At 68.8% G+C, this 13,171-nt stretch carries 13 protein-coding genes; 10 read left to right on the forward strand and 3 right to left on the reverse strand.

The window, feature by feature from the left end:
* From A5702_RS06530 to A5702_RS06560, 7 genes are all read left to right on the forward strand, one after another.
* The coding region (locus tag A5702_RS06530; protein WP_068219225.1) for a nitric oxide reductase activation protein NorD at nucleotides 1–1,176 on the forward strand (1,176 nt) is incomplete at its 5' end.
* 98 nt (nucleotides 1,177–1,274) lie between these two features.
* Entirely contained in the window at nucleotides 1,275–2,117 is an 843-nt protein-coding gene (locus A5702_RS06535; RefSeq protein ID WP_068219228.1) for a CbbQ/NirQ/NorQ/GpvN family protein, read from the forward strand.
* 90 nt (nucleotides 2,118–2,207) lie between these two features.
* A complete protein-coding gene (locus A5702_RS06540; RefSeq protein WP_055398895.1) occupies nucleotides 2,208–3,326 on the forward strand; it encodes an ABC transporter substrate-binding protein in 1,119 nt (372 codons plus the stop codon).
* Nucleotides 3,326–4,462 carry a spirocyclase AveC family protein gene (locus A5702_RS06545; RefSeq protein WP_068219231.1) on the forward strand — a complete coding sequence of 379 codons (1,137 nt, stop codon included), beginning with the start codon at nucleotides 3,326–3,328 and terminating at the stop codon, nucleotides 4,460–4,462. Before A5702_RS06540 ends, A5702_RS06545 begins: the two co-directional genes overlap by 1 nt.
* Nucleotides 4,455–5,447, forward strand: coding sequence for an SDR family oxidoreductase (locus tag A5702_RS06550; protein ID WP_068219234.1), 993 nt, complete (start codon nucleotides 4,455–4,457; stop codon nucleotides 5,445–5,447). Before A5702_RS06545 ends, A5702_RS06550 begins: the two co-directional genes overlap by 8 nt.
* Nucleotides 5,448–5,457: 10 nt before the next feature.
* Entirely contained in the window at nucleotides 5,458–6,672 is a 1,215-nt protein-coding gene (locus tag A5702_RS06555) for a cytochrome P450 (protein ID WP_068219237.1), read from the forward strand.
* 90 nt (nucleotides 6,673–6,762) lie between these two features.
* Complete coding sequence (locus A5702_RS06560) at nucleotides 6,763–8,247, forward strand: aldehyde dehydrogenase family protein (protein WP_068219239.1); 1,485 nt, start codon at nucleotides 6,763–6,765, stop codon at nucleotides 8,245–8,247.
* A 22-nt stretch (nucleotides 8,248–8,269) separates the two neighbouring features.
* Here the strand turns inward: A5702_RS06560 and A5702_RS06565 are convergent, their stop codons facing one another.
* The gene (locus tag A5702_RS06565) at nucleotides 8,270–8,617 is read right to left on the reverse strand and encodes a hypothetical protein (protein ID WP_068219242.1); all 348 of its coding nucleotides are present in this window, start codon (nucleotides 8,615–8,617) and stop codon (nucleotides 8,270–8,272) included.
* A gap of 196 nt (nucleotides 8,618–8,813) precedes the next feature.
* Here A5702_RS06565 and A5702_RS06570 point away from each other — a divergent pair, with 196 nt between their 5' ends.
* Both A5702_RS06570 and A5702_RS06575 read left to right on the forward strand, forming a co-directional pair.
* On the forward strand, nucleotides 8,814–9,962 hold the full coding sequence (locus A5702_RS06570; protein ID WP_055398882.1) for a thiolase family protein: 1,149 nt from the start codon (nucleotides 8,814–8,816) through the stop codon (nucleotides 9,960–9,962).
* 47 nt (nucleotides 9,963–10,009) lie between these two features.
* Nucleotides 10,010–10,756: a crotonase/enoyl-CoA hydratase family protein gene (locus A5702_RS06575; RefSeq protein WP_055398957.1), complete on the forward strand. Its 747-nt coding sequence runs from the start codon at nucleotides 10,010–10,012 to the stop codon at nucleotides 10,754–10,756.
* Nucleotides 10,757–10,891: 135 nt separating this feature from the next.
* Here the strand turns inward: A5702_RS06575 and A5702_RS06580 are convergent, their stop codons facing one another.
* Complete coding sequence (locus A5702_RS06580) at nucleotides 10,892–11,908, reverse strand: NAD(P)/FAD-dependent oxidoreductase (RefSeq protein WP_068219246.1); 1,017 nt, start codon at nucleotides 11,906–11,908, stop codon at nucleotides 10,892–10,894.
* The gene (locus A5702_RS06585; RefSeq protein ID WP_068219248.1) at nucleotides 11,905–12,405 is read right to left on the reverse strand and encodes an isoprenylcysteine carboxyl methyltransferase family protein; all 501 of its coding nucleotides are present in this window, start codon (nucleotides 12,403–12,405) and stop codon (nucleotides 11,905–11,907) included. The genes A5702_RS06580 and A5702_RS06585 overlap by 4 nt, the downstream gene beginning before the upstream one ends.
* A 179-nt stretch (nucleotides 12,406–12,584) precedes the next feature.
* Here A5702_RS06585 and A5702_RS06590 point away from each other — a divergent pair.
* Nucleotides 12,585–13,171: NAD(P)H-binding protein (locus tag A5702_RS06590; RefSeq protein WP_156669509.1), on the forward strand; the 587-nt coding region annotated here is incomplete at its 3' end.

Genomic DNA, 13,171 nt, shown 5'->3' on the forward strand with positions numbered 1-13,171 from the left:
GCCGCGCGGGAGTTGGAGGAACTCGACGACGGCGAGGTCGACGATTCCGACGACCCGGACATGTTCACCAGCCCGGTCGGCGGCGGCGGTTTCATCGGCAAGTGGCTCAAGAAGATGCTTTCGTCGGCCCGCAAGACGGGCAGCGGCGGCGGGCCGCCCGGCGCCGACACCCCGACGCATCGGACGAACTCCGGCAGGCGCGGGTTGTACGCGGTGACATCGCTGGCGGCCACGGCCCGCGACGACGGCGACGACCGGCCGGCACTCGGTGCCGCGAACGGCGTCGCGTATCCGGAATGGGACGCCGCGCGCCGGAAGTACCGGCCCGCGTGGTGCACCGTGCGCGAGGTCGAGCCCGAGGTCAAAGCGTCGGCGACCCATGCGATCGAGGCCGCCATCGGCGTGCGCCGCCCGTTGTCGCGGCTCGGGATGGGCCTGCACCGCCGGCACCGGCAGCCGCAGGGCGACGACATCGACATCGACGCCGCGGTCGAAGCCCGCGTCGAGGTGCTGGCCGGGTCGGTGCCCGACGAGGCCGTGTACCTGGACAGCCTGCGGCGCCGCCGGGACCTGTCCGTGCTGCTGCTTCTCGACGTGTCGGGGTCGGCGGCCGAGCCCGGCACGGTCGGGCGCACCGTGCACGAGCAGCAGCGCGTGGCGGTCGCCAACCTCACCGTCGCGCTGCACGATCTCGGCGACCGGGTCGCGCTCTACGCCTATTACTCGCAGGGCCGTGGGGCGGTGAGCATGGTGCCGGTCAAGCGGTTCGATGATCACCTCGATGCGCGAGTCATGAAGCGGCTCAACAGCCTTGAACCCGGCGCGTACTCCCGCCTCGGGGCGGCCATCCGGCACGGCTCCGCGGTGCTGGAGGCGCGCGGGGGCACCGCACGGCGACTGTTGGTGGTGCTTTCCGACGGGCTCGCATACGACCACGGATATGAGCGGGCCTACGGCGCCGCCGACGCGCGGCGCGCCCTGACCGAGGCCCGCCGCCGCGGCACCGGCTGTGTGTGCCTGACCATCGGCGCGGGAACCGACGTGCAGTCGTTGCGCCGGGTCTTCGGTAGCGCCGCGCACGCGACGATCGCGCGCCCCGATCAACTCGCCGGTGTGATCGGCCCGCTGTTCCGGTCCGCGTTGCGTTCGGCCGAGGTCCGCCGCAGGGTGTCGTGAGCGCCGCGTGATTTCATCGTCGCGCCCATACGGGCAAGTCAGGCGGCTTGAAACAAACATCTGTTCCGCGATAGGCTCCATTCACCATGACTGAAGCGATGGCCGACGAGTCCGGGCTTGCTCAACGGAACGGCGCGAGGCCCGACGTCGAGGGGGCACGGCCCTACTACAAGGCGATCGGTGGCGAGGAAGCCGTTTTCAAGGCGGCGTATCGCCAGGGACTGGCCCTGCTGCTGAAGGGGCCGACGGGGTGCGGCAAGACCCGCTTTGTCGAGGCGATGGCCCACGATCTCGGCCGGCCGCTGATCACCGTCGCCTGTCATGACGACCTCACCACCGCGGACCTGGTCGGCCGGTATCTGCTGCAGGGCGACGAGACGGTGTGGGTGGACGGCCCGCTGACGCGGGCGGTGCGCGAGGGGGCGATCTGCTATCTCGACGAGGTGGTGGAAGCCAGGCAGGACACCACCGTGGTGCTGCATCCGCTGGCCGACCACCGGCGGCAGCTGCCGATCGAGCGGCTAGGTGTCACGCTGGACGCGGCGCCCGGGTTCGGCCTGGTGGTCTCCTACAACCCCGGTTATCAGAGCGTGCTGAAGGATCTGAAGGATTCCACCCGTCAGCGGATGGTCGCCATCGAATTCGACTTTCCCGCAGCCGATGTCGAGGAGGTGATCGTCGCGCACGAGGCGGGCGTGGACGGTGCCACCGCCGCGGAGCTGGTGCGCTTCGGGCAGGCCATCCGCCGGCTGGAGACGGGCGGCCTGCGCGAGGTCGCGTCGACGCGGGTGCTGATCGCCGCGGGCAGGCTCGTCGCGGAAGGGCTGAGTTTGCCCTGCGCCGCCCGGGCCGCGATCGCGGGACCGCTCACCGACGACGTGACGGTCGGCAAGGCGCTGGCCGAGATGATCGACATCTATCTGGGCGCGGCGGGCGAATGATTGACGCTGCATAAGGCCCCCGCTAGGGTCTGAACAAATATTAGGTTTGTGCTGGTTCGACGCGCGTGATGTTGCCACCCGGGAGGTCAGATGTCCTACGAGAGCAGCGCTCAGCCGATCAAGGTCGGCTACCTGATGGACTTCACGCTGCCGCCGGGATTCCCCGAAGAACTGATGGCGAGCTTCACCCGGTGCTTCGACCTGATCTTCGAAGAAGCCGTCGAACAGGGCCTGATCGATCGCCCCGTGCAAATGATCTACCGCGAGGTGGAGGGCCTGCCCAAGGGCTCGGTCAAGGCGGTCATCGACGCGTTCGGCGAGCTCGTCGACGAGGGCTGCCTGGTGGTGTTCGGGCCGCACATCACCGACAACTGCGTGCCCACCCGCGAGGCGATCGAGGAGCGGTTCAAGGTGCCGGCGATCAGTGTCACCGGCACCGATGACTGGCTGGGTGAATGGACCTTCGCCTTCCCGCAGGGCTCGATGACCGATGAGCCGATCTTCATCGCCGACCTCGTCGCCAAACGGGGCTTCTCCGAAATCGGAGTCCTCGTGGAGCAGAACCTGATCGGCGAAAGCTACCTGAAGAACCTGCGAAGCGCGTGCCGGCGCAAGGGGATTCGCATCGTCGCGGAGGCGGCGATCGCCCAGACCGCGCAAGACATCAACGATGCCGTCAGCACCCTGCACGAAGCCAAGTCCCAGGCGATCGTGCATCTGGGCTTCGGTTTCGGCATCGTCTTCATCAACCCCGCGCTGGAGGCCGTGAACTGGGACCCACCGCGGTTCACCACCACCGCCTTTCAGAACGCCTGGGTGAACCCGATCATGTGGAACGCGTTCATGGGTTGGGTCGGGGTGGACCAGTACGACGAGGCGAACCGGCTCGGTCAGGAATTCCTCGACCGGTATGCGAAGAAGTACGACGGCAGCCGTCCCGAGTATTGCGTATCGGTGGTCAACCGCGACGTCGCCGCCACCCTCGTCCGCGCGTTCGCCGACGCCCACCCGCTCAGCCCCCGTGGCGTCAAGGAGGCGCTGGAGCGGGTGAAGATGATGCCCGCCGCCTCGGGCGCGCCCGGCACTCGCGTCTCCTTCGGGAAATGGACTCGTCGCGCATGGATGGGAGCCGGCTACCTGGTGGCCCGCACCCTGGACGCCGACGGCACCAACTCGCATCTGGTCGATCGCTTCGGAGAGGACGGCTGATGTCGACGGAACAGTCCATACCGCTTGTCGCGGAAGAGAAGTCGGCAGCTCGCCCTGCGAAGCGCGGCTGGGGCGGCTGGATCGCCGGCGCTGCGCTGGCGGCCTTCGCGCTCTTCTTCATCGCGAATTGTCGCGTCGCCCTCGACCCGCGGGTCGCCAACCCGAACGTGCAGGGCCGGCCCCGCCCCGTCAAGTTCATCTTCGGCCTGGACTACATCACCTTCCTACACATCGCCACATGCGTCATGCTGCTCGTGCTGCTGGCGGTGTTCATCAGGGGATGGCGCCGCAATCCGGGCAGCCCGGTGATGCTGATGTTCCTGTGCACCACGCTGATCGTGTGGCAGGACCCGATCATGAACTGGTCTCCGTTCGCGGTGTACAACCCCGACCTGATCCATTGGCCGGAGTCCTGGCCGCTGGTCTCGCTGTCGCCGACCGTCGAGCCGTTCGTCGTCTTCGGTTACGTGATGTTCTATTTCGGGCCCTACTTCCCGGCCGCGTGGATTCTGCGCAAGCTACAGGCCAAGTACGGGCCGACGGCCTTCGTGTCGCGCCACCCGTTGGTCAGCCTGGGCCTGCTGACCTGTGCGATCGGCTTCGTCTTCGACGCGTGGCTGGAGATTCAGCTCGTGCACATGGGCATGTACATCTACTCCCAGGTGATCCCGTGGGGCTCGGTGTTCACCGGCACGACGTTCCAATTCCCGTTGATCTGGGAGTCGTTTTCGGTGACCTTCGTGATGGTGCCCGCGGCGATCCTGTGCTACCGCGACGACACCGGTAAGTCGGTGGCCGAGAAGCTGGCCGCCAAGGCCAGGATCTTCCCGACGCGTCCGGTGCTCGGCACCTTCCTGGTGATGTTCGCCATCATCAACGTGTCCTACTTCGCCTATGGTGCGTGGTTCTGGGTCATCAAGGTCAGCCATGCGGCGACCTCGGTCGCGTGCCCGTGGCCCTACCCCGAGGCGAAAGTGTATGACCCGCAAGGCTATTACGAGAAGGCCGGCGCGCAGGGCCCGTTCTCGGTCGGCATCTGGTCTACCTGGGCGAGCGGGGAGCCCAACGGGCGCCCGCACGTCGATCCACCGCCGCCGGGTGTCGGTGCCTGCGCAACCCCGAGCGCGCATGGCTGAGCCGCGCGCCGTCGTCGTCACCGGCGCGTCCCGCGGGCTGGGCTTCGCCTCGGCGGTGCGGTTGTACCGCGAGGGGTGGCGCGTGGTCGCCGCCATGCGCACGCCCGACCGCGGCATGCCGGCGCTTCGGGCGGCCACGGGGGCGGGCGAGGAGGACGACCGGCTGATCGGCGTCCAGCTGGACCTGCTCGACCCCGCGTCGATATCCGCGGCCGCCAAGGCCGTCGAAGAAACCGTCGGCGCGCCGTATGCGCTGGTGCACAACGCCGGGATCTCGGCCGCAGGGATGGTCGAGGAGACCGATATGGCGCTGTGGCAGAACATGTTCGCCACCAGCGTCCTGGGGCCCGTCGCGCTCACCCAGGCGTTGCTGCCGTCGATGCGGGCTGCCGGCGAGGGGCGCATTGTGCTGGTGTCCAGCGCGGCCGGCGTGCGCGGGCAGCCGGCCACCGCCCCGTACTCGGCGGCCAAGGGAGCGCTGGAGCGTTGGGGTGAGGCCATGGCGTGCGAGATCGCGCCGTTCGGACTGGGCGTCACCGTCTTGGTCGCCGGCACGTATGACACCGAGATCATCACCGACGCGGGCACCACCGACAACCGCGATTTCGGCGGCCCGTACGCCCGGCTGCACAACACGATGAACAGCCGGGGCCGGGCCGCGATGAAACTCGCCAGGCCACCCGAGAAGTTCACCGACGGCCTGCTCAAGGCGCTCGACGACCGGGCCCCGTTCCGCCGCCGTGGCATTGGGCCGGATGCGTCGATGCTGCTGGCCGCCAACAGGATTCTTCCGGCCGCCGGCATGCACCGCATGTCGCGGGTCGTGCTCGGCATACCCAGGCAGGGGTCGATGCGGGACGGGGCGTGGCCGCTGACGGCGGCTCAGCGGGCGATGGTATTCGCCGCGCGCGTGCTGCCACAGCCGGTGTTGCAACGCCTTACCGCGCTGGCGGCCAAGCGCCGCAAGGAAACTCAAGGGGACTAGAGGGGTAGGCATGGAACAGCTATTCGACGACCTGGAAGACTTCGGCGCCTTCGACGACGCCGTCTCCGGCGACGTGCGCGACCCGTACACGGAACTGGCGCGGCTGCGCCGCGAGGAACCCATTCAGCGGCTGGACACCTCCGGCATGCCGCACGAGGAATCCAAACCGGTCTTCATCGTGTACCGCCACGAGGAAGCCCAGCAGATGCTGCGCGACAACGAGACGTTCTCGTCGGCGGCGGTCATCGCCGCGTTCGGCCCGGTGCTGGGGGAGCGCGTCATGCTGGGCATGGACGAGCCGGTGCACGGCCGGTTGCGGTCGCTGGTGTCAAAGGCCTTCTCGCAGAAGGCCTTGGCGCGGTGGGAAGACGAGTTGGTCGGCCGGGTGGGCAACAGCCTGATCGACAAGTTCGCGGCGAACGGCAAGGCCGACCTGGTCAAGGAGTTCACTTTCGACTACCCGAGCCAGATCATCGCGGGCCTGCTGGGCCTGCCGGAGGAGGACTACCCGCAGTTTCAGCGGTGGTCCATCTCGTTGCTGAGCTGGATCCTGAATCCCGAACGCGGCCTTGCCGCGTCGGCCGCGCTGTGTGACTACTTCGCGCCGATCCTGGCGGCCCGCCGCGCCGAACCGAAGGACGACCTGATCAGCGCCCTGGCCCAGGCGGAGATCGACGGGGAGAAGCTCGACGACGAGGAGATCTACTCCTTCCTGCGCTTACTGCTGCCCGCCGGGGTGGAGACCACGTACCGGTCGTTGGGCAGCCTGCTGCTGGCGCTGCTGTCGGATCCCGCGCAACTGGACGCCATCCGCGCGGACCGGTCGCTGTTGCCGCAGGCCATCGAGGAGGGGGTGCGCTGGGAACCGCCGCTGCTGACCATCACCCGGGTGGCGACCCGCGACACCGAACTCGGCGGGGTGCCGATCCCGGCCGGGTCGACGGTGATGCCGATGCTGGGCTCCGCCAACCGGCAGGAAGACCGCTACCCGGACCCGGACGCGTTCGACATCTTCCGCTCGCCCCGGGCGCACCTGGGCTGGGGGCACGGCGTGCACGTATGCCTCGGCATGCACCTGGCGCGGTTGGAGATGCGCACCGCCATCAACCTGTTGCTCGACCGGCTGCCCAACCTGCGGCTGGACCCCGACGCCGACGACCCGCACATTCGGGGCCAGGTTTTCCGCTCGCCGACCTCGGTGCCGGTGCTGTTCGACCCCCAATAGCCAGCCCGGCAGCGGTAGCAGCTTGCCAATCGGCTAGTTTCCGGTAAGGCTCTCTGTAGCCCCTCCACGATCCAGAAGAGAGTGACAGATATGACTGAGGCTGTAAAGGTCCGCTTCGAGCCGAAGATGATGATCGACGGCAAGCTCGTCGACGGGCAGGCCGGCACCTTCACCAACATCAACCCGGCCACCGAGGAGCCGCTCGGGGAGGTCGCCGACGCCTCCAAGGAGGACATGCACCGGGCGATCGACGCCGCCCGGCGCGCGTTCGACGAGACCGATTGGTCGACGAACCGCGAGCTGCGCAAGCGCTGCCTGCTGCAGCTGCACGAGGCGATCGAATCGGAGAAGGAAGAGCTGCGCGAGGAGCTCATCCTCGAGGTCGGTTCGCCGCGGGCCATCACGTTCGGGCCGCAGCTGGACGCCCCACTGGAAGACGGGCTGCGCTACCCCGCCCGGTTGATCGACGAGTACGCCTGGGAGACCGACCTGGGTGACAAGGTCATCAGCCTCACCGGCACGCTCACCAGCCGCAAGGTGTGGCGCGAGCCGGTCGGGGTGGTCGGCGCGATCGTGCCGTGGAACTTTCCGTTCGAGGTCACCATCAACAAGCTCGGCCAGGCGCTGGCGACCGGTAACACCGTGGTGCTCAAGCCGGCCCCCAACACCCCGTTCAACGCCACCCGCCTGGGCCGGCTGATCGCGGAGAAGACCGACATCCCCGCGGGCGTCGTGAGCGTCGTCACCGCATCGGATCACTTTGTGGGCGAAGAGCTTACGTTGTCGCCGAAGGTCGACCTGATCTCGTTCACCGGGTCGACCGTGGTCGGGCAGCGGATCATGGAGAAGGGCGCGGCCACCATGAAGCGGCTGTTTTTGGAGCTGGGTGGCAAGTCGGCCACCATCGTGCTCGAGGACGCCGACTTCGGCATGGCGTGCGCCATCGGCATCGCGCCGTGCATGCACGCCGGGCAGGGCTGCGCAAACCCCACCCGGATGCTGTTGCCGCGGTCCCGCTACGACGAGGGCGTGGAGATTCTGAAGAGCATCTACGAGAACGTCACGTGCGGCGACCCGCAGGACGCGGGAACGCTGTGCGGCCCGGTGATTTCGGAGGTACAACGCGATCGCGTGATGGGCTACATCCGCAAGGGCGTCGAGGAGGGCGCGACGGCGCTCGTCGGCGGACCCGACGCGCCCACCGGTTTCGACAAGGGATACTTCGTGCGGCCAACGCTTTTCGTCGACGTGGACAACTCGATGACGATCGCCCAGGAGGAGATCTTCGGGCCGGTGCTGGCCGTGATCCCGTTCGACGACGAGGAGGACGCGATCCGGATCGCCAACGACAGCAAGTACGGACTGGCGGGCAACGTGATGTCGGGCTCGCTGGAGCACTCGCTGGCCGTGGCCCGGCGGATCCGGGCCGGCTTCATGGGCGTCAACGGCGGCGCGCCGTACGGCGCCGATACCCCGTTCGGTGGCTACAAGTACAGCGGCGTGGGACGCCAGAACGGTGTCGCCGGTTTCGACCAGTACACCGAGATCAAATCGGTCGGATACCCCGCCGGCTGAGGCTCGCTGCACGAGATTGCCGTCACGGTCGCGGTTTTGGCTCGATCGCGACCGCGGCGGCAATCTCGGTGCTTGTGCGGTCACCCGGGGCGACGGGCCGCTTCAGGGTGCAGACGATGCTCCACTCGAAGTAGTGGTCCCCGCCCTTGTCGTAGTCCTTGAAGCCGCGGGCAACCTGGGTGCGTTGCACCGACGACCCCACGATCTCCCAACCCTGTTGGCCGTAGGCCTGCGTGAGGCGGTTCGCCTCATCCAGCACCGCCTGCAGGGATTCGTTCGTGTAGGAGACAAACGTGCTCTCCCATTGCTGGGGATACCAATTGCCGTCCGAAGCCAGCCACCAGCCTGGGCCGGGTGAAGGGGTGCTCACCCGGGGCACCCTACGTCGCCGAGGCTCGCGGAAAGTTGAACCGCACATGACGGTGTGCCGAAGAGCTGGCAATCGGAAGGCCATCTGATCGCCCAAAACCACCCCCGCCCGCGACCTCCCAACGCGTTGGTTGACAATCGACGCAAGGCTCACTTTCACCGATACCCGAGGTTCTAGCGTCAAAGGAGACACAACCATGGCTGAAGCCGTCATCGTCGAGGCAGTGCGCTCACCGATCGGCAAGCGCAACGGCGGCCTTTCCGGGGTGCACCCGGCCGACCTGTCCGCGCAGGTGCTCAACGGGTTGGTGGAAAGGGCGGGCGTCGATCCCGAGCTTGTCGACGACGTCATCTGGGGCTGCGTCATGCAGGCCGGCGAGCAGGCCCTCGACATCGGCCGCACCGCCCTGCTGGCGGCCGGCTGGCCGGAGAGCGTCCCGGGGGTGACCGTCGACCGCCAGTGCGGCTCGAGCCAGCAGTCCATTCACTTCGCGGCGGCCGGCGTGGTGGCCGGGCACTACGACGTCGTGGTGGCCGGCGGGGTGGAGTCGATGTCGCGCACCCCGATGGGTTCGTCGCTGGCCAACGGCGGGCGGCCCTACCCGCAGACCTTCCTGGACCGCTACCAGGGGCGGATCCCCAACCAGGGCATCGGCGCGGAGATGATCGCCGAGCAGTGGGGTTTCGACCGCACCGCGCTCGACGAGTTCTCGCTGGGCTCGCACGAAAAGGCCGCGGCCGCACAGGATTCGGGCGCATTCGACGACCAGATAGTGGGCATCAAGGACTCTGAGGGCAATGTGGTGCTCAAGGATGAGGGTATCCGCCGCGGCACCCCGATGGAAAAGATGGCGTCGCTGAAGCCGGCGTTCAAGGAGGACGGCGTGATTCACGCCGGGAACTCGTCGCAGATCTCCGACGGTTCGGCCGCGATCCTGTTCATGTCTGCCGAGAAGGCGAAAGAGCTGGGCCTCAAGCCGATTGCGAAGGTACACACCGCGACCCTGGCCGGCGCCGACCCGGTGATCATGCTGACCGCGCCCATCCCGGCCACCCAGAAGGTGCTGAAGCGCTCCGGCCTGTCCATCGGCGACATCGGCGCCTACGAGGTCAACGAGGCGTTCGCCCCGGTCCCGCTGGCCTGGCTGAAAGACATTGGCGCCGACGAGAAGAAGCTGAACCCGAACGGGGGGGCCATCGCACTGGGTCACCCGCTGGGCGGTTCCGGCGCGCGGATCATGACCACGCTGCTGCATCACATGCGGGACAAGGGAATTCGCTACGGTCTGCAGACGATGTGCGAGGGTGGTGGCCAGGCCAACGCCACCATCGTGGAGCTGTTGTGACCGACGCCGAGGCGCCGGCGGTGTTGGTCGAGCGCCGCGGCAACGTCATGGTGATCACCATCAACCGGCCCGAGGCCCGCAACGCGGTCAACGGTGCGGTCAGCATCGGCGTGGGCGACGCGCTCGACGAGGCGCAGCACGACCCGGAGGTGCGAGCCGTGGTGATCACCGGCGCCGGCGACAAGTCGTTTTGCGCCGGCGCCGACCTCAAGGCGATCTCCCGCCGGGAAAACCTCTACCACCCCGACCATGGCGAGTGGGGCTTCGCCGGTTACGTGCACCACTTCATCGACAAGCCGACCATCGCGGCGGTCAACGGCACGGCGCTGGGCGGGGGCACCGAACTGGCGCTGGCCAGCGACCTGGTGGTGGCCGACGAGCGGGCCAAGTTCGGCCTGCCGGAGGTCAAGCGCGGACTGGTCGCGGCCGCCGGCGGGGTATTCCGGATCGTGCAGCAACTGCCGCGCAAGGTGGGAATGGAGCTGTTACTGACCGGCGAGCCGATCACCGCCGAGGACGCCTTCGAATGGGGCCTGATCAACCAGGTCGTCAAGGAGGGCTCGGTGCTCGAGGCCGCCCTGGCGCTGGCCGCGCGGGTGACGGTCAACGCGCCGCTGTCGGTGCAGGCCAGCAAGCGCATCGCCACCGGGGTCGACAACGGCGTCGTCACCGACGAGGAGGCGGGCTGGCGGCGCACCATGGATGAGATGCGCGTGCTGATCCGGTCGGAAGACGCCAAAGAGGGTCCGCTGGCGTTCGCCGAGAAGCGCGAGCCGGTCTGGAAGGCGCGCTAGCGGCGATCGTGAGCGCGGCTTGCTTGCCGCGCGGCTGACGGCCCCCGAGCGTCACGCCAGCGTGGCGCTCGGGGCCGGCCGCCACGCTGGCGTGACGCTCGGCGGCCGGGAGAGCAAGCGTCGCCACCATCAGGACTAGCTCGCGAGGACGTTCACCCCGCGCCGAAACACGCCGGGCAGCAGGGTGCACGCCGGCACGATGGCGCGGCGCGTCACCGGTGGGACGCTGGCCAGCACCAGGGCCCGGGTGAGCAGGCGGTAGTTGCGGGTAATCCGTTGCCACGCAGCCTCATACGACGACGGGTTCTCCTCGACGATGGCGGCGACGGCCGCGGCCGCCTGCTTGACGGCCAGGCTGATGCCCTCGCCGGTCAACGCGTCCTCGTAGCCGGCCGCGTCGCCGACCAGCAGCACCCGCCCCGCGACCCGGCGCGAGACCACCTGCCGCAACGGGCCGCAGCCGCGCGCTTCGCCGCGCGCGGCGCCCGCCAGCTGCCCGGCGAGCTCGGGGAACCAGGCCAGGTCGGGCCGGCCCCCCGACAGGATCGCGACCCCCACCAGATCCGGCTCGACCGGTGTCACGTACGCCTCGCCCCAGCGCGACCAGTGCACCTCGACGAATTCCGACCACGCCGGCACGCGGAAATGCCAGCGCACGCCGTAGCGTCGCGGCGTTCCGGCCGTCGCCGTGATTCCGACTGCCCGCCTCAGCGGTGAGTGCAGCCCGTCGGCGGCCACCAACCATTTCGCGCGCACTCCCGCGGCCGTCACCCCGTGAGCGTCCTGTTGCACACCGGTCACCCGCGCCCGAATCCATTCGGCGTCTTGCTCTTTCGCGCGCGCGGCCAGCGCAGCGTGCAGCGTGGTGCGGCGCACGCCCCGGCCGGGCCCGCTGCGGAACCGCGCCTGCGCGCGGCGGTGTTCGTCGACGTAGGCGATGCCGTGAAACGGCATGCCGGCCGGGTCGACCCCGAGTGACGTCAGCTCGGCGAGCCCACCGGGCATCAGGCCCTCGCCGCACGCCTTGTCGATGGGACCCTCCCGCGGGTCGGCGACGATCACCGAAAGTCCGTGTCGGCGAGCGTGTAACGCCGTGGCCAGGCCCCCCGGCCCGCCGCCGACGATCAACAGGTCGGTGTCGTAGCCGCTCACGTGTAGCCCAGAGCCGAGTTCTCGACCCGCAGCCGCACCCTCAGCAGCACCGCGTTGGCCAGGGTGAAAAGGGCCGCGGTCAGCCACGCCGTCTGCACCAACGGCAGTGCCAACCCCTCAGCCACCACTGCAACATAGTTCGGATGGTGCAACCACCGGTAGGGCCCCTCGCGCACCAGCGGGGCCTGCGGCAACACGATCACCCGGGTGTTCCACCGTCGGCCCAGCGTGGCGATGCACCACCAGCGCAGGCCCTGGCTCAGCGCCACCACCGCCAGCATCGGCCACCCCAGCCATGGCAGGAACGGCCGGTGCAGGGCCCACGGCTCGAGAACGCAGCCGACCAGCAGCGCGGTGTGGATGACCACCATCACCGGATAGTGCGGCCGACCAAACTCCTTGGCGCCCTGGGCAAAAGACCACTGCGCGTTGCGCTTGGACACCACCAGTTCCGCCACGCGTTCGATGCCGACCGCCAGGACCAGCAGGTAATACATGTCTCCACTATCTCTTGACCGGGACTCCCGTACCGGGTCCACGATGCCGCTGCCGCGGGGGTTCAACCCCGCGAGCGTAACGGCATGGCGACTATCCGGCCCGAAAAGCGCCGTGGCGTCACGACGGCGATCGGCGGCCGCCAGGTTTGCGTGCATCGCCGCCGGGCTAGGTTGGAGACATGCGGATCCTCGTCACCGGCGCCACCGGCTATGTCGGATCGCGGCTGGTCACGGCGCTGCTGGCGGCCGGGCACGACGTCGTGGCCGCCACCCGAAACCCGGAGCGCCTGAGGCGGTTCGGCTGGTTCGACGAGGTCACGCCCGTGACGCTGGACGCCGCCGACCCCGCGTCGACCCGAGCGGCCTTCGCGGACGCGGGCCCCGTCGAGGTGGTCTATTACCTGGTGCACGCCATCGGTCAGCCCGGCTTTCGCGACGCCGACAAGGCCGCGGCCGCCAACGTAGCCGCCGCGGCCCGCGACGCCGGTGTGCGGCGCATCGTCTATCTCAGCGGGCTGCATCCCGAGGGCCGGCGGCTCTCGCCCCACCTCGAATCGCGGACGGCCGTCGGCGACGCGCTCATCGCCTCGGGCATCGAAACCGTCGTGCTGCAGGCGGGCGTCGTGGTCGGTTCGGGCTCGGCGTCGTTCGAGATGATCCGGCACCTCACCGACCGGCTGCCGGTGATGACTACCCCGAAGTGGGTGCACAACAAGATCCAGCCGATCGCGGTGCGCGACGTGCTCTACTACCTGGTCGCCGCGGC

The sequence above is a fragment of the Mycobacterium sp. E3339 genome, assembly GCF_001666915.1.
In the GTDB taxonomy this organism is placed as follows: Bacteria; Actinomycetota; Actinomycetes; order Mycobacteriales; family Mycobacteriaceae; genus Mycobacterium.

Bases quoted from the DNA above. Each gene is read 5' to 3' on its own strand.
- A5702_RS06535 (WP_068219228.1), top strand. From the start codon at position 1,275: ATGGCCGACGAGTCCGGGCTTGCTCAACGGAACGGCGCGAGGCCCGAC.
- A5702_RS06540 (WP_055398895.1), top strand. From the start codon at position 2,208: ATGTCCTACGAGAGCAGCGCTCAGCCGATCAAGGTCGGCTACCTGATG.
- A5702_RS06545 (WP_068219231.1), top strand. From the start codon at position 3,326: ATGTCGACGGAACAGTCCATACCGCTTGTCGCGGAAGAGAAGTCGGCA.
- A5702_RS06550 (WP_068219234.1), top strand. From the start codon at position 4,455: ATGGCTGAGCCGCGCGCCGTCGTCGTCACCGGCGCGTCCCGCGGGCTG.
- A5702_RS06555 (WP_068219237.1), top strand. From the start codon at position 5,458: ATGGAACAGCTATTCGACGACCTGGAAGACTTCGGCGCCTTCGACGAC.
- A5702_RS06560 (WP_068219239.1), top strand. From the start codon at position 6,763: ATGACTGAGGCTGTAAAGGTCCGCTTCGAGCCGAAGATGATGATCGAC.
- A5702_RS06570 (WP_055398882.1), top strand. From the start codon at position 8,814: ATGGCTGAAGCCGTCATCGTCGAGGCAGTGCGCTCACCGATCGGCAAG.
- A5702_RS06575 (WP_055398957.1), top strand. From the start codon at position 10,010: ATGGTGATCACCATCAACCGGCCCGAGGCCCGCAACGCGGTCAACGGT.
- A5702_RS06585 (WP_068219248.1), bottom strand. From the start codon at position 12,405: ATGTATTACCTGCTGGTCCTGGCGGTCGGCATCGAACGCGTGGCGGAA.